This is a genomic window from Maritimibacter harenae, from assembly GCF_009882975.1.
GTDB classification, from domain to species: domain Bacteria; phylum Pseudomonadota; class Alphaproteobacteria; order Rhodobacterales; family Rhodobacteraceae; genus Maritimibacter; species Maritimibacter harenae.
Window position 1 is genome coordinate 366,594 of record NZ_WTUX01000010.1, and the last position, 18,984, is coordinate 385,577.

Below are 18,984 nucleotides of genomic sequence, written 5' to 3' on the forward strand. Positions count from 1 at the left end.
CGCGATGTATACAAATGAAAGGGTGACACCATGAACACCTACGTGTTGACCGTCCGCTGCGCATCGCGCCGGGGCCTGGTTGCGGCGATTTCCGGCTACTTGGCCGAAAAGGGCTGCAACATCATCGATTCCGCCCAGTTCGACGACCAGGAAACCGGCCGCTTCTTTGCGCGCATCTCCTGCCAGCCGGAAACCGGCATCTCGCTCGAGGATCTGCGCGAGGGCTTCCAGCCGGTGGCCGAGGAATTCGACATGGACTGGGGCCTGCACGACAGCTCGGAGCGGATGAAGGTCCTGATCATGGTGTCCAACTTCGGTCACTGCCTGAACGACCTGCTCTATCGCTGGCGCATCGGCGCGTTGCCGATCGACATCGTGGGCGTGGTGTCGAACCACCTGACCTACCAGAAGCTGGTGGTGAACCACGACATCCCGTTCCACCACATCAAGGTGACGAAGGAAAACAAGCCCGAAGCCGAGGCGAAGCTCATGGACGTGGTGCGCGATTCCGGGGCCGAGCTGGTGGTGCTGGCGCGCTACATGCAGATCCTGTCGGACACGCTGTGCAAGGAAATGTCGGGCCGGATCATCAACATCCACCACTCGTTCCTGCCGTCCTTCAAGGGGGCGAACCCCTACAAGCAGGCCTATGAGCGCGGCGTGAAACTGATCGGGGCCACGGCGCACTACGTGACCGCCGACCTCGACGAGGGCCCGATCATCGAGCAGGACATCGTGCGCGTGACGCACGCGCAGTCGCCGGCGGACTACGTCACGCTGGGCCGAGACGTGGAGAGCCAGGTGCTGGCCCGCGCCGTGCACGCCCACATCCACCGCCGCGCGTTCCTCAACGACGACAAGACGGTGGTCTTCCCGGCAAGTCCCGACAGCTACCGTTCGGAGCGCATGGGCTGAGCCCGGTCGAACCCGAAAGAACGAAGGCCCGGTCGATGCGACCGGGCCTTTTCATGTCTGGCGATATCTGCTGGCGTCAGGTGGCGTGTTCGCGGACCACGTAGAAGACCATCAGCACGATCCCCCAGAGCATCGTCGCGAAGGCGATGAACACCAGGATGTTGCGCACCGGCTTGGGGTAAGTGGGGTCCTGGGGCAGGGTGGGACGCACGAAGGAAGCGATGTAGCGCTGCTGGCGATCGGCCTCGAGCCGGGCGGCTTCGCGAGACGCCAGCGCCGAGACATAGGCCTGCTGAAGGAATTCCAGGTCGACGGCCAGCCCTTCGTACACGCCGAGCCGTTCGGACATCGTGAGGTTCTCTTCGCCGCTGCCATCTTCGGACACCACGCGCCCGCCGTTGTCGCCCGTGCCCAGCCGTTCGCGCTGGTCGGAAAGCTGACGCTCCAGCGACTGGATCTCGTTCTTCAGGACGCGGACCGTGGGAGCGTCCTCGCTCAGGTAGTTCAGAAGCGAATTGAGCCGCGTGCGCGCGGTGGCCAGCTGGGTTTCGAGCTGGCCCAGAAGCTGCACCTGTGCGCCCGCCGAGGCTTCGGGGTTGATGTCCTGGCGCTCGTCGCGGAAGGACACCATCGCGCGCCGGTGCTCTTCGAGCTGCTGCTCGACGCGCGCGACCTCGCGTTCCGCGCTCTCCATGCTGTCGAAGCGGGCCTGCTCCGAGACCTCGTTCACCAGGTCGCTGGAGATTTCGAGGATCGCGGCCGACAGCGCCCGCGCGTTCTCCGGCGAAAACGCCTGCACTTCGAGCGTGAGGATCTGGGACGACGTGTCGAAGTAGATCGACACCCAGCGGTCGAGGTAGCTGCGCAGCTCCTCGGGGCTCGCGTCGTCCTTGAGGCGGGTGAGGAAGTCGGCCTGTTCGGTGTTGTAGATCTCGCGCAGGTCGACCTTGTCCTGCAAACGCTCGATCAGGTCGCGGCTCTCCACGAATTCCACCAGCATGTAGCTGTCCGACATGGTCGAACCGGCCGACGACATTGTGGTCATCATGCTCAGCAGATCGCCCGAGGGGACCGAGTTGGTGGGTGAGCGGACCGCGAACTTGGTCTCGACCGCGTACCGGTCCGCGGCGAAGGCGAACCAGTAGACGGACGCGAGGATCGCGGGGATCACGACGAGCATCACGAAGCTGGCGATCGTGATGATGCGCCGGCGCCGCTGCGCCTTGTAGGTCCGCTTCGCCGCCTCGTTCGCGTTCACCACATGCAGCTGCTGCGGCTTCTTCGCGGCGGGTTTCGCGTCCCCCTCCGGCTGTTCGGCCTTCTTTTCCGGTGTTTGCCCGTCAGGCGCCATTGCCATGGTCCTTGTTCGAAATCGCCGTCAGTCCGGCGCTATCATGAAGCCCATCAATATTTCGTCTATGCGGTGGACGTCATTCGTTGAGCTTGTTGTACCTGTCGATGGCTTCTTCCAAGTCCTCGTAATACGTCATTATTCCATTGTGAACAACAAGACCGGTTTGGCAGTACTCACGCAGGTTGCTCATCGAGTGGGATACCATGACCAGCCGGGAATGCGGCAAGCGGTCGTGAAACGCCTGCTTGGACTTGGCGCGAAACCGCGCATCCCCAACCGCCATGATTTCGTCGATCAGGTAGACTTCGAAATCCACCGCCATCGACACGCCGAAGGCCAGCCGGGCGCCCATGCCCGATGAATAGGTGCGGAAGGGTTCGTAGAAGAACTTCCCCAACTCCGCGAAATCCTGCACTTTTTGGACCATTTCCTCGGTGTTCTGGCCGTAGATGCGCGCCACGAAACGCACGTTTTCCATGCCCGACAATTCGCGGTGGAAACTGCCGCGAAAGCCCAGCGGCCAGGACAGGGTCTTGTGACGCCGGATGATGCCGCCATCGGGCTCCTCGATGCCCGCGAGCAGGCGCAGGATGGTGGATTTGCCCGCGCCATTGCGCCCCAGCACGCCCACGTTCTGCCACGGAAGCTTGATCGTGGCGCCGTTGAGGATCTGCTGCCGACCGCCTCGAAGCGTGTAGGACTTCGAGACGTTCAGCATCTCGATCATATCGCTTTGAACCTGGTCAGCCATTCACCCACGAACCCGAAGCAATTGAGCACGACCACCCATGTGAAAAGGTAGAAAAGGCTCACGTCCGGCGCTGCATACTCCGCAAAATACCCGATGCGAAACCCCTCGACCCCGTGCACCAGCGGATTCCACCACAGGATGTCACGATATTGTGTGGGGATCGACGAGAGCGAGAAGAACACGCAGGAGACGAAAAAGGCCGGTCCCATGATGATGTGATAGAGGTTCTGGACCGAGGGCAGGAACCGCTTGATCACCGCGAGCGACAGGCCCGCGCCGTTTGCCATGAGGAACATCAAAAGGATCGGGAGGGCCGCCAACGGCAGGTTCTTGGGCGGCTCGGCGTCCATCACGATGACCTGGAAGGACAGGACCAGGAGCATCACCACGAGGTTCGTCATGGTGTCCAGAACCAACCGTCCCAGAACCGCGTCGAGTGGCTTGACCATCGGGTAGTTGAACAGGGGCCTGTTCGCCTCGAACGAGTGCATGATGTAGGCGGCCGAGTTGCGAAACGCGTTGAAGGACAACACGCCGGTGGCGAAGAACAGGGCGAAGTCGGTCGTCCCGTCTCCGGCCCTGAATTCCCGAAACAGCATCGTGAGGATCGTGACCTGGAGCACGGGCTCCACGATCGCCCAGGTGTAGCCCGCCTTGGACCGTCCGTGGCGCACGCGCGCCTCGCGCAGCACGAGTGCAAGGATCACGCGGATATGTGTGCGCAGAGCCTTCATTCCATCCTCGTCGAAGGGGCGGGATTACCGCCGAGTCACGCTTCGTTAACCATAGTCGTGTTGACTCGTATGGGTGAAACACGGTCAGTTTGATAGACAGATCGGCAGATTTCGTCAAAACCAGATGGTCTTGGCTTCGTTGCTGGAAGTTGTCCGAAAGGCGAGGTAGGACGGACAAGTCTGAACGGAGAAGACGAATCCGGACGCGTCAGAACGTGCAATAAAGGCCTGGGAACCCGCCAGATGGATGCCATTTACGTAATCGGACAGGCCTGCAGATTACCGGGGGCGCCCGACGTCGCCGGATTCCGCAGCCTTTTGCAGGACGGCCGGTGCGCCGTGAGCGAAATTCCGCAGGATCGCTGGTCGCACAGCCTCTACCTGAACCCCAAGCAGGGTGTGCCGGGCAAATCCTACACCTTCCGTGCGGGCGTTCTGGACGACATCTGGGGCTTCGATCTCTCCGTCTTCAAGTTCTCGCCGCGCGAAGCGATCCAGATGGATCCGCAGCAGCGGCTTCTCCTTCAGGTGGTGTGGGAAGCGCTGGAAGATGCGCGCCTCGACGCCACCAAGCTCGCGGGCAAGCGGGTGGGCGTCTACGTGGGCGCCTCCAGCATGGACCACGGCACGATCCTCGGGCGCGACGCCTCGCTCGTGGACAGTTACCTGATGACCGGCAACACCCTGTCGCTGGTCGCCAACCGCATCTCGCACGGCTTCGACCTGCGCGGCCCGTCCTTCGTGGTCGACACCGCCTGTTCGTCGTCCCTCGTCGCGCTCGACCAGGCGCGCCAGGCGCTGGCGAGCGGTGACATCGACACCGCCGTCGTGGCCGGGGTGAGCCTTCTCATGACGCCGCAGAGCTTCGCGGGCTTCTCCGCCGCGCGGATGCTGTCGCCCACGGGGCTGTGCCAGTCCTTCTCGGACAAGGCCGACGGCTACGTCCGGGCCGAGGGCTGCGTCGCTCTGGTGCTGCACAGTTCCTCAGACGTGCCCGCGACCGCGACGGCGCGGCTTGTGGATTCCGAGACGAACGCCGACGGCTATACCATGAACGTGGCGCTGCCCGCTGAAGAGGGGCAGTACGAGCTTCTGTCGCGCCTCTACGACCGGCAATCGCTGTCGCCCGACGACCTGTCCTTCGTCGAGGCGCACGGGACCGGCACCCTCGTCGGCGACCCGATCGAGGCGCATGCGCTGGGGCGGGCCGTGTCGAAACACCGCAAATCGGCGTTGCCCATCGGGTCGGCCAAGTCGAACGTGGGCCACCTGGAACCCGCATCGGGCCTGGTCGGCACGCTCAAGGCGCTGATCGCGATGCAGGACCGGCGCCTGCCGCCGTCGCTGCACGCCGAGAACCTGAACCCGCATATCGACTTCGACGAGCAGAAGTTGGTGCTGGCGCGCGAGCCGGTGGACCTGGGCGACGGGCCGCTGATGGCCGGCGTCAGCTCTTTCGGCTTCGGCGGCGTCAATGCGCACGCGATCCTCGAGGGCGTGAACGCCCCGGCGCAAGAGGCGCCGGCGACGGCGACCAGCCCGGACCGGGTCTTCGTGACCTCCGCCTTCAGCGACGGTGCGCTCAAGGACCTCGCCACGGCCTACGCCGACCGGCTGGAGGCCCCCGCCGCGCTGACGCCCGGCGGGCTCGTCGATCAGGCCTGGCACAGCCGTGGGCTGCACCACAAGCGCCTGGGCGTGTTGGCCCGTGATGGCGCCGACGCGGCCGAAGCGCTGCGTGCCTTCGCTCACGGGCAGAAGGACCCGCGCGTCGTGTCCGTCGAGGGGCGCCAGCGCGAGGAGGCGCCGGTCTTCGTCTATTCCGGGAACGGCTCGCAATATCTCGGCATGGGCCGGCTGCCCTACCGCAAGGACGAGGCATACCGCGCGGCCTACGATGAATTCGATGCCATCTTCACCGAGATGATGGGATGGTCGGTCATCGACAAGATGAATTCCGAGACGCTGTCGCAGGAATGGGGCGATTGCCGCGTCATCCAGGCGCTCGTCATTGCCGACCAGATCGCCCAGACGGCCGCGCTCGCGAAGCGGGGGATCGTCCCGGCGGCGACCATCGGCCATTCCGGTGGCGAGGTCGCGGCGGCCTGGGCCGCGGGCGCCCTGACACTCGAACAGGCGACCCATCTGGCCGTCAGCCGCAGCCGCACGCAGCTCCAGTTCGCAGGCACCGGCACGATGGCCGCGCTCCAGACGAGCGCCGAGCAGACGCGTGCCCTGCTGGACGAGTTCGGCGATCCGCAGATCGAGCTCGCCGCGATCAACTCGCCGCGCAGCGTCACGCTGGCCGGCCCCACGGACCCGCTCAAGGCATTCGCGAAATGGGCCAAGCGCACTCACCGGCAGGCCTGCGTGATGCTCGATGTCAATTACCCGTTCCACAGCGCGATCCTGCAAAGCTCGGAGGACGAGCTGAAAGAAGGGCTGTCGGACATCGTGCCGTCGGAGGCGCGGGTTCCGATGTTCTCGACCACCACCGGCACGCTGGTGGCGGGCACCGACCTCGACAGTGAATACTGGTGGGCGAACGTGCGCCAGCCGGTGCAGTTCAAGTCCGCGGTCGAGGCGGCCCGCGAGGCGGGCTTCTCGGCCTTCCTCGAAGTGGGCGCCCAGCCGGTCCTCCCGAACTACGTCACGGACTCGCTCGGCGATGATGCGCGCCACTGCGCGGTCGTCTCGACGCTCGCCAAGAACGACCCGGAGGGTGAGAACCCCATCGCGCGCGGGGCGCTGCGCGCCGTGCTCGCCGGGATCCGGACGGAGGCGAACAGCGTCTTCACCGCCACCACCGGTGCGCCGGTCGACCTGCCGACCTATCCGTTCCAGAACGAGGAACTGCGCGCGACCAACAGCCCGGAGCTTCAGAAGATCCTGGGCACCGATGACGAGCATCACCCGCTCCTCGGTGCGCCGCTGGCCGGTGAATCCGGCGTGTGGCGCCGCGACCTGGACGACGCGCTCTTCCCCGCACTGGCCGATCACAAGGTGGGCGACAGCGTTCTGTTGCCCGCGACCGCCTTCGCGGAAATGGCCTATGCCGCCGCGACGATCGAAGCGGGGGGGCAATCGGTCGAGATCTACGACCTCGATCTCTTCGCCCCCATCGTGCTGTCGTCCTCCGCCGGCGTCGAAATCCAGATCGAGGCGGACGTGGCCTCCGGCACGGTGCGTATCCTGTCGCGCGCACGCTTGTCGCATGACGACTTCCGCGAGAACATGCGCGCGCGCTTCGCGGTGCATTCCAAATCGCCGGTGGCCCCGGCCGACACGGCGCCGGGCGACATCGCCAGTGACGAGGACGTGGCGCGCTGGGTCTACGATGACGCCGACCGGATCGGTCTGCGCTATGGTCCCGCTTTCCGTGGCCTGAAGGCCGCGCGCCGGTCCGGCGACGACATCGACGTGATCCTCGAAGAGGGTCTGACCATCGGGTCGCATCCCGCAACGCACGGCTTCGATCCGGTGCAGGCGGATTGCCTGCTCCACGGGCTCATCGCGATCTCGACGGACACGACGGCCGCCGACATGCGCCAGGCCCTTCTTCCGATCCGGATCGGGCGGATGCAGGTCTATGCCCCGGGGACCGAGCTCGTGTCGGGTCGTCTTCACCTGCGCCGCTGGGGCGACCAGTCCGCCCATGCCGACCTGACCGCATTCGGCCCGTCGGGCGAAGTCGTGATGGTGATCGAGGGGCTGCGCCTGCGTGCCACGCAGGTCATCCCGCAGATCGAGTTCGACCGCCATGCCTTCCACGTCGAAGCGCACCCGGTGCTGGGCGCACCCGGTGCCGTCGCGGCCGAGGCGATTGCCGCCGCGCTCGACGCCGCGCTGCCCGCCGACGAGGCCGAGGATGACGCGCTTCTCCTGCTCGACGCCGCCGCGCAACAGGCGGTCTGGCAGGCGCTGCGCAAGGTTTGCGACAAGGATGGCGTCTACCGCATGCACCGCCCGGAAGACGGGCTGGAGGCGACCCTGATCGACATGCTGGCCCGGCTGGAGCTCGCCCAAGAGGGCGCGACGCTGGGCGAATGGCGCATCGCGGAAAGCTGCGACCTGCCGGATGCCGACGTGATCGGCCAGGCGCTGTTCGACGAGCGGCCCGACCTGATCGGACTGATCGCGCTGGTCCTCAGGCTCCCCGGCGCGCTGGACGAGGTGCTCGCGCGCGTGACCGACGACGAGGCCGCGCCGGAGCCCGCCGCGCTCTTCGGCCGCGAAGCCGTGCAGGCGATCGACACCGGGCCGCATGCGAAAGCCCGCAAGCGCCTGGTGGCCGCCGCGCTCGACACGATGATCGCGGCCGTGCCGAGGCATGCCGCCGCGCGGGTCGGCGCGCTCTCCGGTTTCGATATCGCCGACGGCGCGCTCGACACGTCGCACCCCGGCCTCGAGATCGCGCAGGTCATGTCGGCGGACGGCGAAGAGGGTCCGGTGTCCTCGCGTATCCGCACGATCAAGTGGGGGGAGGCCGACCGGCTCGACCTCGCGCTCGTCACCGACACGCTGCAATTGTTCGAAGACGGCATGGATGAACGCTTCGCCGGCATCCTCGACCCCGACGGGCGCCTCGTGGTGGTCGTCCCGGCGATGTCCGCGTTCAAGCGCGCGGTGCTCATGTCGACCTCGAACCTGTCGCGCAGCGCCGACCTCGACCGCGTGCTCAAACGAATGGACGAACTGGGCTTCGCCATCGACCTGCAACACGACCTGCCGGACGGGGCGGGCGGGGGCACGCTCCTCGTCGCGTCGCTCAAGGATGCGGGCGACGCGGACACGCCGACGGTCGGCCCCGACGAGGCCGGGCTTGCCGGCCGCGACCTCTGGGCCAAGGCGCTGACCCAGCTGCACGGCACGCTGTCGCTGCGCGAAGGCGCGCTCGACGTTCTGGTGCCGGAAACGACCGCCGCGCCGATCATCGCCTATGGCAACGCCGGGGCGGACGAAGCGGAGCTTTCCGCGCGCGTGCTCGCGATCCGTGACCTCGTGGCCGAAGCGGCCGAGACCGGGCGCGGGCTGCTGGCGATCCTGCCGCAGGGCGCGCAATACGCGGGCGGTCCCGCCGCCGACCCGGTGCAGCACGCGATCTGGTCCGTGCTGCGCACCGCCGCCAACGAAAACCCCGGCCTGGCCATCAACGCGATCGACCCTGCGGGCGCCGACGTCACCGGCCCGGCCGGTCTGGCCGCGCTCCTCACCCGGATCGAGGCCGAGCTGCCGCGCGAAAGCGAACTGGTCCTGTCGGGCCGCGCCGTGCTGGGCCTTCGGGTCGAGACCGGCCTGCCGCTCCGGCCGACCGAGGACGATGGCGCGCTAACCGGCTCGCGGCTGAAGAAATCCGTGACCGGCCGCCTCGACGCCCTGCGCTGGGAAGCCGTGGAACGCGGACCGCTCGCCGATGGCGAGGTCGAGGTCGAGATCGCCGCGACCGGGCTCAACTACCGCGACGTGATGTGGTCCATGGGACTTCTGCCCGAGGAAGCGCTCGAGACCGGTTTCGCGGGTCCGACCCTGGGGCTGGAATGCGCCGGCCGCGTGTCGCGCGTCGGCGACGGCGTGACCGAGTTCAAGGTGGGCGATCCGGTCGTCGCCTTCGGCCCGTCCTGCTTCTCCTCGCATCTCGTCAGCCACGAGAAGTGGCTCGCCCGGCTGCCCGACGGCGTGTCGCTGTCGCAGGCCGCGACCCTGCCGGTGGCCTATTTCACCGCCTACTTCTCGCTCGTCACGCTGGGCAACCTCCAGCCGGGCGAACGGGTTCTGATCCACGGCGGTGCCGGGGGCGTGGGCCTTGCGGCCATCCAGATCGCCCGCGATATCGGGGCCGAGATCATCGCGACCGCCGGCAGCCCGGTGAAGCAGCAGCTCCTGCGGTCCATGGGTGTGGAGCACATCGTCTCTTCCCGCGACTCGGGTTTCGCCCACGCGGTGCGCGAGATCACCGGGGGCGAGGGTGTGGACGTGGTCCTCAACTCTCTCGCCGGTCAGGCGATGGAGCAGTCGCTTTCACTTCTGAAACCTTATGGCCGGTTCCTGGAGCTCGGGAAGCAGGATTACTATGCAAATACCGGCATTGGCCTGCGTCCGCTGAAGAACAACATCGCCTACCACGGGATCGACGTGGACAGCCTGCTGGCCGACCGGCCGGACATCGCCAGCCGCGATTTCCGCCGCGTGATGGAGGGGATCGGCGAAGGCCGGTACGCCCCGCTTCCCTACACCGAGTTCGCCGGCGAAGACGTGGTCGAAGCGTTCCGCTTCATGCAGCGCTCCGGCCATATCGGCAAGATCGTCGTGCGGCCCAAGGCGCAGGCGGCGGCGATGCAGACCTTCTACAAGCCCCACACCGGCAAGTGGTGCGTGCTGGCCGGTGGCCTGGGTGGCATGGGGATGGAGACTGCCAAGTGGCTCGCCTCCGGCAAGGCGACCCACATCGCGCTCCTTGGCCGTCGCACGTCGGTCGATGACGAGACACGGGCGGTGCTCGACAAGATCGAGGCCTCGGTCGACGAGCTTCGCGTCGTGTCCTGCGACATCACCGACCGTGCCGCGCTCGACGCGGTGCTCGACGATCTGCGCGCCACGGCACCGATCGGCAACGTCTTCCACACCGCCATGGTGCTCGAGGACCGGGCGATGCCGGAGATCGACCAGGACCAGCTCGACAAGGTGCTGCCGGTGAAGACCCGGGGGCTCGCCAACCTCGATGCCGCGACGCGCGACGACAACCTGCAGGCTTTCGTGGCCTATACCTCGGTCGCCAATCTCATCGGCAACCACGGGCAGGCCGCCTACGTCGCCGCGAACGCCTTCCAGGAAGCCGTCATCGCGGCACGCGCGGCCACCGGGCGGCGCGCCCAGGCGCTGGGTTGGGGTGCGATCACGGACGTGGGCTACCTGCGGCGCGACACCCAGAAGCTGAACATGCTGCTCCAGATGTCGGGCAACGTGGCCTTCACCGCCGACCAGGCGCTGCGCTCGTCCGAGCTGGTGCTCGAGATGCCCGTGGAGACGCCCGCGCTGACCGTGACCCCGATGGGCTGGGGCCCGTCGATCGGCACGCTGGGCAACCTGCGGCGCCCGACCTTCGGGCTTCTGCGCCGGATGGGCGAGGCGGGGGGCACGTCCCAGAGCCTGGGGACCCTGCGCGCCGACCTGGAATCGCTGCCCTTCGACAAGGCCGTGAAACGCGCCACCGCCTATCTCAAGACCGAGATCGCGGCGATCCTGCGGGTGCCGGAGAACACGCTGTCGCCGACCCGGCCGCTGGCCGAGTACGGCATGGACAGCCTGATGGGGGTCGAACTGACCCTCGCCGCGCAGAAGGTGCTGGGCGACGACCTGCCGGTCCCGGCACTGGGCGACGACCTGTCGATCACCAAGATCGCCGGGATCTTCGTGACGCATATCCAGTCCGGCGCGGCGGCCGACGACGGGGGCGCGACCCCGCAGGCACAGGCAACGGCACGAAGCGAGGCTGCTGAATGAGTAACGGATCCCGCGGATTGTCGGGAGACGCACGCGCCCGCGCGTTGAACGCGGCGCGCGCGGCGCAGAAGAAATCCAACCGCTCCGGCGGGCCGATCGTGGACCACAAGCCCAACCCGCGGTTCGACGAACTGCCGGGCTACAAGGAACGCGCCCAGATGCGGCAGGTGTCCAAGCTGCACGACCTGGGCGACCCGACCTTCCGCCAGCACGAGGCGCATCCGCGCGCGATGTCGCGCATCGATGGGCGCGACGTGATCAACTTTGGCTCCTACGACTACATCGGGCTCAACGCCGACCCGCGCCCCGGTGAAGCGGCCAAGGCCGCGATCGACACCTATGGCGTGTCGGCCTCGGCCAGCCGCCTGACGGCCGGGGAGCGCCCGATCCACCGCGAGCTCGAGGAACGGCTGGCTGCGCATTACCAAGTCGAGGATGCGCTGACCTTCGTCTCGGGCCACGCCACCAACGTCTCGGCCGTGGCGACGCTGGTCGGCAAGGACGACATCGTCATCTACGACAGCTACATCCACAATTCCGCCTCGGTGGGCGCGACCCTGTCCGGCGCCACCCGCCGGTCGTTCCCGCACAACGACATCGACGCGCTCGAAACCATTCTCGCCGAGGGGGCGGGGCGCTACCGCTACACGCTGGTGATCGTCGAGGGCCATTACTCGATGGACGGCGACATCCCGGACCTGCCGCGCATCCTCGAGCTGAAGCAGCGTTACGGTTTCTGGCTCATGGTGGACGAGGCGCACGGGCTGGGCTGCATCGGCAAGACCGGCTGCGGGATGCGCGAGTACTACGACTTCCCCGGTTCCGAGGTCGACATCTGGATGGGCACGCTGTCGAAGACGCTGGGCTCCACCGGCGGCTATCTCGCGGGTTCCGCCGCGATGATCGACGCGATGAAATACGAGGCGCCCGGATCGGTCTATTCCGTGGCGCTCGCCCCGGCGCTGGCGGCGGCAGCGAACGAGTCGCTTCAGATCATGCATGCCGAGCCCGAGCGCGTCACGCGCCTCCATGAACGCGGCGCCTTCTTCCTCGACGTCGCGCGGTCGCTGGGGCTGGACACCGGCGCCTCGGTCGGCTCGTCGATCACGCCGATCATGGTCGGCGCCTCCCCCATCGCCGCGGCGGCGTCGAAGGAACTGCTGGAGGAGGGCGTCAACGCGCTGCCCATCGTGTTCCCGGGCGTGCCCATGAACCAGGCGCGGCTGCGGTTCTTCGTCACCTCGGAGCATACCGAGGACCAGATCCGTCACGCGCTCACCACCACCGCGGACATCCTGGCCAGGCTGCGCGAGGGCCCGTTGCAGGATCTCGCCAAGGCGTTGTCGAACACGGTTTGAGACGGGCCACCGGACACGAACCGGCGATCGAGGGGCAGGCATGACGGTGCACAGGATACAGGACGTGATCGGGCCCGACTTCGGCCGGCCCGCGCGCCTCTACGTCGCCCGCGGCCGGGCCGCGCAGGGTCCGCTGCCCTGGTCGCTCGCCCCGGGCGACGCGGTCGATCTCAATACCTACTTCAACGCCTTCTTCCCGGATGCCTGGGCGCGGCACACCGCGATCGGGCAGGTGGGCGTGCAGGTCGAGACCGAGGGCGCGGTCCGGGTCGAGATCGGCACCATCGACAACGCGGGCGACTGGCACACCCGGCTCGCCCGCGAGGTCGACGGGTCCGAGACGCTCTGGGTCGACACCCCCGGGATCGGACGCCTGGCAATGCGCCTGAGCGCATCCGAGGCGGCGACCGTGCGCGACCTGGCCTGGGTGACCGAGGCCGCGCCGGTCCAGGCCCCCACGCTCACCATCGGGCTGTGCACCTTCAACCGCGAGGATCAGCTGGCGATGACGCTGGACGCGCTTGCACGATTGCAGGATCGGCTGCCCGCAATCGCCCATATCTACGTGGTGAACCAGGGCGCGACTTTCACGAATCCCGCAATCCGCGACATCGCGGAACGTGACGGTGTGAGCGTGATCGAGCAGACCAACCTGGGTGGCTGCGGCGGCTTCACCCGCACGATGATCGAGGCGACGGAGCGCACCGTTCCGGCGACCTATCACCTGTTGATGGACGACGATATCATCCTCGATCCGCGGGTCGTGGACCGCGCGCTCAGGTTCCTGGCCTACGCCACCGACGAGATCGCGCTGGGCGGTCAGATGATCGACCTCGACGCGCCCACCCGGCTGCGGGAATTCGGCGCGAAGCTGAACCCCACGCGCTACGTGGAACCGATCGGCGAGAACCTCGACCTCACCGACGATGTCCAACTGTCGCTGTTCCACGCCATGCCGCGCATCGACTACAACGCGTGGTGGTTCTGCGTCATCCCGACGACGACGATCCGGCGCATCGGCCCGCCGGTCCCGATCTTCATCCGCGGCGACGACATCGAGTACGGCTGCCGCATGGCGCGCGCAGGGGTCGAGACGATATCGCTGCCCGGCGTGGCGGTCTGGCACGAGAGCTTCCAGCACAAGACGAGCGACTGGCTGGAATACTACAACATGCGCAACCGGCTGTTCGTGGCGACGCTCTACCCGGAACTGGTGTGGCGGCCGGCGGCCTATTACCTCTTCGGTTACATCCTCGTCTTCCTGTTCCAGCACCGCTTCCGCACCGCCGAGATGGTGATCCTGGCGATGCAGGACGTGCTCTCTGGCGTCGACACGGCGCTGGGCGAGGACGCGGAGGCGCGGCACGTGGCGCTGATGGCGCGCCAGAAGGACTACCCGGATTACATCGAGCTCGCGCCCGGGGACCTTCCGGAGACGATCCCGGGCGACCCCGAACCGCTCGATACCTCGGTCCCCGCGATGGTGGTGCTTTCGGTCTGGTCGGTGATCGGGGTGCACTGGAACGCGATCGCGCGGCTGTGGCGCAAGCCGTTGCAGTTTCCCTACGTGCCGATGCCCAACAACATCGGGGCGCGTGATTACGTGGCGCCGAAGACGCCGGAGGCAGACCGCTACGTGTACTATCGCACGCGGATCTGGCCGGTCTGGTCGATCATGGCGCGGGGGCTGTGGGTGTCGCTGCGCTACGGGCTGACCCCGAAGGCGCGGTTCCGCAAGACCGCCGAAACGCTGGAGGCGCGGCGCGACCCGGCGCTCTGGCGTCGCATGTTCGCCCTGCCGCGCGGGCGGTTCTGAGCCACGGCGTCACCGTCTCCTCGGGCTGCGCAGTACATGCAGCCCCGCCGAAACCTGGCCACCCGCGAAAACCACTTTTCCGGAAAACCGGTTTTCCGGTGGCCGCAACCACCTGGTTCATTGGGGTTTCCCGGCCGAAAACGTGAACGCGGCGTTCACCCGGGTCAGGAAGGTTTGCGCAGCACGGCCGCGAAATCGGCGCGCAGCCCGTGCTCGTATTCCTCGTATTCCGGGCTGCCCGGCATGTCCGCCCAGCGATAGGCATAGAGGCTGAAGGGCCATGGCACGCGCTTCAACGCGGCCTCGCGGCGCGGGATGTCCGCCTTGAGCGAGGCGAAGGTATGCGGAGTGATGTCGCGGTAGGCGAGCACCTCGAGCCCCTCGCGCGCGGCGGCCTCGCGGATTTCGGCCTCGACCTTGGCGTGGTCGCCCTGCCGGTACCCGCCGGAGAAGCTGATCAGCCCGCCCGGCGTCACCACCCGGCCGGCCTCCTCGATGAAGAGCGTCAGGCCGAAATAGGTCGGCGCCCCCACGCTCACCACCATGTCGAAGCTTTCGTCGCCGAAGGCCAGCCCGCCGGAGTGTCCGCGGGTGATCGTCGCCTCGATCAGCCCCTTCGTGCGTCGCTTGGCAAGCCGGACGGCGGCGGCCGAGCGTTCGGTCCCGGTCATGTCCGCCTCCGGGTAGAGCCGCGACAGGTAGACCATCCCGCCGCCTTGGCCGCAGCCCACGTCGAGGATGTGCCGAGGCGCCGGCGCCTGGTCCTTGACCATCGTGTGCCCGGCCTGGTGGTACATCATGGCCGAGTGATCCTCGCCCGCGAACTCCGGGTGCGACACGAAATCCGGATCGACCGGCAGGTATCCGCCGTTGAAGAACCACATCCGGCGTGCCGGCGAGAGCCGGTAGAGCACGTCATAGGCCACCAGGTCGAACAGGTGGAAGGCGAAGCCGAACACCCGCTTGCCCAGCGTGTCCTGTGCGCGAAGTAGGTCTGGCATCCTGCCTCCGGATCGTGATTAAACAGCCGCAGCCTTAATGCGATACGACAGCCGAAAATGGAACAGCCGATGAGCGGGGCGCCGAACGGGGCGGAAATGCGCAGTTTCCTGTTTCTGCAGGGCCCGACCTCGCGGGCATTCCGCGACCTTGGCCAGGCGCTGGCGGCGCGCGGCCACAAGGTGCTGAAGGTGAATTTCTGCCCGGGCGACTGGCTGTTCTGGCATGGTCGCGACACGACGATGTATCTCGGCGCGCGCGACCGCTGGCCCGACCGCCTGCGCGCGCTCATCCGCGAGCGCGGCGTGACGGACATCATCTATTTCGCCGACCGCTTTCCCTACCACAAGGCCGCCCAGAGCGTCGCGCAGGAAGAGGGCGTGCGTTGCGTGTCGATGGAATACGGCTACCTGCGCCCCGACTGGCTGATCCTCGAAGAAGGGGGGCAGTCGACCTATTCCCACGTTCCGGCCGACCCCGCGGCGTTCCGAAAGGCCGCCGCCGCGCTCGACCCGGTGGACGAACACGTCCTCTATTCCGGCACGCGCTTCGAGGAGGAATTCTCCGAGGCGAGCTTTCACCTGTCCAACGGCTTTCTCGGCTGGCTCACCCCGCGCTACCGGCCGAACCGCTACTACCCGGTTCTGATCGAGTTCCCGGCCTACATCCCGCGCTTCATCCGCCGCGCGCGCAACGAGAAAGAGGCCGAGGCACGGGTCCGCGCCTTCCAGGCCGAGCCGAAGACCCGTTTCCTCGTGCCGATGCAGATGCAGAGCGACTACCAGCTGCGCGACAACGCCCCGGCAGGGTTCCAGGAGGGGTTCATCCGGCAGGTCATGACCTCGTTCCGCGATCATGCACCGGCGGATGCCGAGTTGATCTTCAAGCTCCACCCGATGGATCAGGGGCTGGAGCGGTGGGAGCGGCGGGTGCCGCGCATGGCGCGCGAAATCGGGATCGCGGACCGGTGCCACTTTCTCGACGGGGGCGACCTGGGTGCGCTTTTCGGGCTGGCGGCGGGCTGCGTCGTGATCAACTCGACAATGGGGCTCATCTCGCTGCGCCGGGGCGTGCCGACCAAGGCGATGGGCATCGCGATCTACGACATCGAGGGGATGACGCATGGCGGCCCGCTCGACAGTTTCTGGACCGCGCCGCAGGCCCCGGACAGGTCGCTCGTGCGCGCCTTCGTGCGCGCGATCGCCCACGGCATCCACGTGCGCGGCACCATCTACGGCGACGAGGGACGGGCGGCCTTCGTGCAGAACGCGATCGAGCGGCTGGAGAGCGACCGGCTGAACCGTCACGGCCTTTACGACCCGCGCCCCCCGCGGCTCGACAAGGCCGAGGCGATCGGGGTGCGCGTCGATTGGCCCATGCGCCGGAAGAAAGCGTCGTGAGCGGCCCGCGCCGCATCCTGATTACCGGCGCCGGTTCCGGGCTGGGTCTTGAATTGGCCCGGCAACTGGCCACCCCCGGCGTGACCTTCATCATCTGCGGGCGGCGCCTCTCCGCGCTCGACGCTGCCGCCGCAGAGCTCCGGGCGCTCGGCGCCGAGGTTGAGACCAGCGCGGTGGACCTGACCGACCCGGCGGCGCGCGATGCCTGGGTCGCCACGGCGAGCGCCGGGACCATCGACCTCGCGATCCTGAACGCGGCGCAGTTCGGTGGACGCGGGCGCGACGGGATGCTCGAGCGTCCCGACGTGGCCGCGCGGATGATCGACACGAACCTGGCCGCGCCGGTGGCGCTGGCGCTGCGCCTGTCCGACCAGATGCGCGCGGCGGGGCAGGGGACGCTGCTTTTCATCTCGTCGCTCGGGGCTTTCGCCGTGCAGGCGGACGCGCCGACCTATTCGGCCACCAAGGCCGGGCTCACCGCCTTCGCGCGCTCCCTGCGCGAGGACCTGGGACCGGACGGCGTGCGCGTCGTGATCGCGCACCCGGGCCACATGGAGACCGCGCAGACCGAGGTACATCGCGGCCCGTTGCCGGGCCTGATGCCGGTGAAGGACGCCGCGCGGGTGATCCTGGCAGGGCTCGAGGCCGGGCGCAGCGAGATCGATTTCCCCCGTCACCTGCGCCTGGGGCTGCGACTCCAGGCGCTCCTGCCGTGGAAGGTGCAGGCGCGGATCAATCGCGGTCTGCGCTTCTGGGTCGATGACGGGGAGGATGACCGAACGTAAGCTTTCGCACCCGTCGGACAAGGCCCTGCCTCATCCGGAGGCAGGACGCATCGAAAGCGCCAGAAAACACGCGGATTTTTTTTGAACGTCGGGTCAAATCCTGCGAAAAAGCCAAAAACTATCAACCACCTTGAAAAAACACGTGCTAGGCTTTCGCATGGCTTCAGGGGGAATCGCTGCCGTCCGGTTCGCGTTGCCTGCCAACAAATAATATGCAACCTGCCGCGCCATCACGTCTGGGCGCGGTGCGACATGGAGGTTTCAATGACGTTTCTCAGCAAGATTTCGACACGGACCGGGCTTGCCGCCGCGCTGCTCGCCGGGTCGGTGATGTCGGCTTCGGCCTTCACCGCCTGCCAGGTGACCGACACCGGCGGCATCGACGACGCGGGCTTCAACCAGACCGCGTGGAAGGGCGTCCAGGACGCCATGGAGATGGACAGCGAAATCGAGGGCCGTTTCCTCGAGAGCCAGGCCGAAAGCGACTACGAGGCGAACCTCAACTCGCTGATCGAAGGCGGCTGCGACATCATCATCACCGTGGGCTTCCTCATGGGTGACGCGACCGCGTCGGCGGCCGAGGCCAACCCCGATCAGCATTTCTCGATCGTGGACTTCGCCTACGACCCGACCATCCCGAACGTGCTGGGCCAGGTCTACGCGACCGAGCAGGGCGCGTTCCTTGCCGGCTACCTCGCCGCGGGCATGACCGAGACGGGCGTCGTCGGCACCTTCGGCGGCATCAACATTCCGCCGGTCACCGCGTTCATGGACGGGTTCTACTACGGCGTGAACTACTACAACGAACAGAAAGACGCCGACGTGTCGGTCCTGGGCTGGAACCCCGAGACCGAGGAAGGTCTCTTCACGGGCAACTTCGAGAGCCTCGATGACGGCCGCGCCTTCGCCGAGAACCTCTACCAGGAAGGTGCCGACATCGTGATGCCGGTCGCCGGTCCCGTGGGCCTGGGCTCCGCGCAGCTCGCTGACGAGCTGGGCACGGATCAGCTGAAGATCATCGGCGTCGACGCCGACCAGACGCAGACCGACCCGGAGAAGGCCGACGTCTACCTCACCTCGGTTCTCAAGCGCATGGATTCCACCGTGACGCAGGTGATCCAGATGGAGAAGGCTGGTGAATTCGAAGGCGGCCTGATCGTGGGTACGCTCGAGAACGAAGGCGTGAGCCTCGCCCCCTACCACTCGTTCGACGACGCCGTGCCGGAAGAGCTGAAGGCCGAGATCGAAGCCGTGAAGGCGGGCATCATCGACGGGTCCATCGAAGTCGGCATGTAAGCCGAACCATTGCCGCCGCCGGTGACCCCCGGCGGCGGTTTTCCATCTGAAATTCCTGTCCGTCGGGAGGGGCAGC

General features: G+C 67.2%; 11 protein-coding genes. 7 read left to right on the top strand and 4 right to left on the bottom strand.

Annotated elements, in window-relative coordinates; genetic code table 11:
* The first annotated feature begins 30 nt into the window (after window positions 1-30).
* Window positions 31-915, top strand: coding sequence for a formyltetrahydrofolate deformylase (purU, locus tag GQE99_RS06065; protein ID WP_161350691.1), 885 nt, complete (start codon window positions 31-33; stop codon window positions 913-915).
* Between the two features lie 76 nt (window positions 916-991).
* Here purU and GQE99_RS06070 read toward each other — a convergent pair whose 3' ends face one another.
* The 3 genes from GQE99_RS06070 to GQE99_RS06080 form a co-directional block, all read right to left on the bottom strand.
* Window positions 992-2,272 carry a hypothetical protein gene (locus tag GQE99_RS06070; protein WP_161350692.1) on the bottom strand — a complete coding sequence of 427 codons (1,281 nt, stop codon included), beginning with the start codon at window positions 2,270-2,272 and terminating at the stop codon, window positions 992-994.
* Window positions 2,273-2,345: 73 nt separating this feature from the next.
* Complete coding sequence (locus GQE99_RS06075; RefSeq protein WP_235917121.1) at window positions 2,346-3,020, bottom strand: ABC transporter ATP-binding protein; 675 nt, start codon at window positions 3,018-3,020, stop codon at window positions 2,346-2,348.
* Window positions 2,993-3,754, bottom strand: coding sequence for an ABC transporter permease (locus GQE99_RS06080; RefSeq protein WP_161350693.1), 762 nt, complete (start codon window positions 3,752-3,754; stop codon window positions 2,993-2,995). Before GQE99_RS06080 ends, GQE99_RS06075 begins: the two co-directional genes overlap by 28 nt.
* Window positions 3,755-3,997: 243 nt before the next feature.
* Between GQE99_RS06080 and GQE99_RS06085 the strand changes: the two genes are divergently transcribed.
* Genes GQE99_RS06085 through GQE99_RS06095 form a run of 3 tightly spaced genes read left to right on the top strand, consistent with a single transcriptional unit; the run spans window position 3,998 to window position 14,428 of the window.
* Window positions 3,998-11,254 carry a type I polyketide synthase gene (locus GQE99_RS06085; RefSeq protein ID WP_161350694.1) on the top strand — a complete coding sequence of 2,419 codons (7,257 nt, stop codon included), beginning with the start codon at window positions 3,998-4,000 and terminating at the stop codon, window positions 11,252-11,254.
* Window positions 11,251-12,612 carry an aminotransferase class I/II-fold pyridoxal phosphate-dependent enzyme gene (locus tag GQE99_RS06090; protein ID WP_161350695.1) on the top strand — a complete coding sequence of 454 codons (1,362 nt, stop codon included), beginning with the start codon at window positions 11,251-11,253 and terminating at the stop codon, window positions 12,610-12,612. Before GQE99_RS06085 ends, GQE99_RS06090 begins: the two co-directional genes overlap by 4 nt.
* 40 nt (window positions 12,613-12,652) lie before the next feature.
* On the top strand, window positions 12,653-14,428 hold the full coding sequence (locus tag GQE99_RS06095; RefSeq protein ID WP_161350696.1) for a glycosyltransferase: 1,776 nt from the start codon (window positions 12,653-12,655) through the stop codon (window positions 14,426-14,428).
* Window positions 14,429-14,592: 164 nt separating this feature from the next.
* On the opposite strand, the gene GQE99_RS06100 is transcribed toward GQE99_RS06095, so the two are convergent.
* Window positions 14,593-15,429: a class I SAM-dependent methyltransferase gene (locus GQE99_RS06100; protein WP_161350697.1), complete on the bottom strand. Its 837-nt coding sequence runs from the start codon at window positions 15,427-15,429 to the stop codon at window positions 14,593-14,595.
* A 69-nt stretch (window positions 15,430-15,498) separates the two neighbouring features.
* Between GQE99_RS06100 and GQE99_RS06105 the strand changes: the two genes are divergently transcribed.
* The 3 genes from GQE99_RS06105 to GQE99_RS06115 all read left to right on the top strand — a co-directional run bounded on the left by GQE99_RS06105 (window position 15,499) and on the right by GQE99_RS06115 (window position 18,908).
* Entirely contained in the window at window positions 15,499-16,827 is a 1,329-nt protein-coding gene (locus GQE99_RS06105) for a capsule biosynthesis protein (protein ID WP_161350698.1), read from the top strand.
* Window positions 16,824-17,612 carry an SDR family NAD(P)-dependent oxidoreductase gene (locus tag GQE99_RS06110; RefSeq protein ID WP_161350699.1) on the top strand — a complete coding sequence of 263 codons (789 nt, stop codon included), beginning with the start codon at window positions 16,824-16,826 and terminating at the stop codon, window positions 17,610-17,612. The genes GQE99_RS06105 and GQE99_RS06110 overlap by 4 nt, the downstream gene beginning before the upstream one ends.
* A gap of 264 nt (window positions 17,613-17,876) precedes the next feature.
* Window positions 17,877-18,908: a BMP family lipoprotein gene (locus GQE99_RS06115; protein WP_161350700.1), complete on the top strand. Its 1,032-nt coding sequence runs from the start codon at window positions 17,877-17,879 to the stop codon at window positions 18,906-18,908.
* The last annotated feature ends 76 nt before the right edge of the window (window positions 18,909-18,984 follow it).

Coding starts and splice junctions, on each gene's coding strand:
- purU (WP_161350691.1), top strand. CDS start 31: ATGAACACCTACGTGTTGACCGTCCGCTGCGCATCGCGCCGGGGCCTG.
- GQE99_RS06070 (WP_161350692.1), bottom strand. CDS start 2,272: ATGGCAATGGCGCCTGACGGGCAAACACCGGAAAAGAAGGCCGAACAG.
- GQE99_RS06075 (WP_235917121.1), bottom strand. CDS start 3,020: ATGGCTGACCAGGTTCAAAGCGATATGATCGAGATGCTGAACGTCTCG.
- GQE99_RS06080 (WP_161350693.1), bottom strand. CDS start 3,754: ATGAAGGCTCTGCGCACACATATCCGCGTGATCCTTGCACTCGTGCTG.
- GQE99_RS06085 (WP_161350694.1), top strand. CDS start 3,998: ATGGATGCCATTTACGTAATCGGACAGGCCTGCAGATTACCGGGGGCG.
- GQE99_RS06090 (WP_161350695.1), top strand. CDS start 11,251: ATGAGTAACGGATCCCGCGGATTGTCGGGAGACGCACGCGCCCGCGCG.
- GQE99_RS06095 (WP_161350696.1), top strand. CDS start 12,653: ATGACGGTGCACAGGATACAGGACGTGATCGGGCCCGACTTCGGCCGG.
- GQE99_RS06100 (WP_161350697.1), bottom strand. CDS start 15,429: ATGCCAGACCTACTTCGCGCACAGGACACGCTGGGCAAGCGGGTGTTC.
- GQE99_RS06105 (WP_161350698.1), top strand. CDS start 15,499: ATGAGCGGGGCGCCGAACGGGGCGGAAATGCGCAGTTTCCTGTTTCTG.
- GQE99_RS06115 (WP_161350700.1), top strand. CDS start 17,877: ATGACGTTTCTCAGCAAGATTTCGACACGGACCGGGCTTGCCGCCGCG.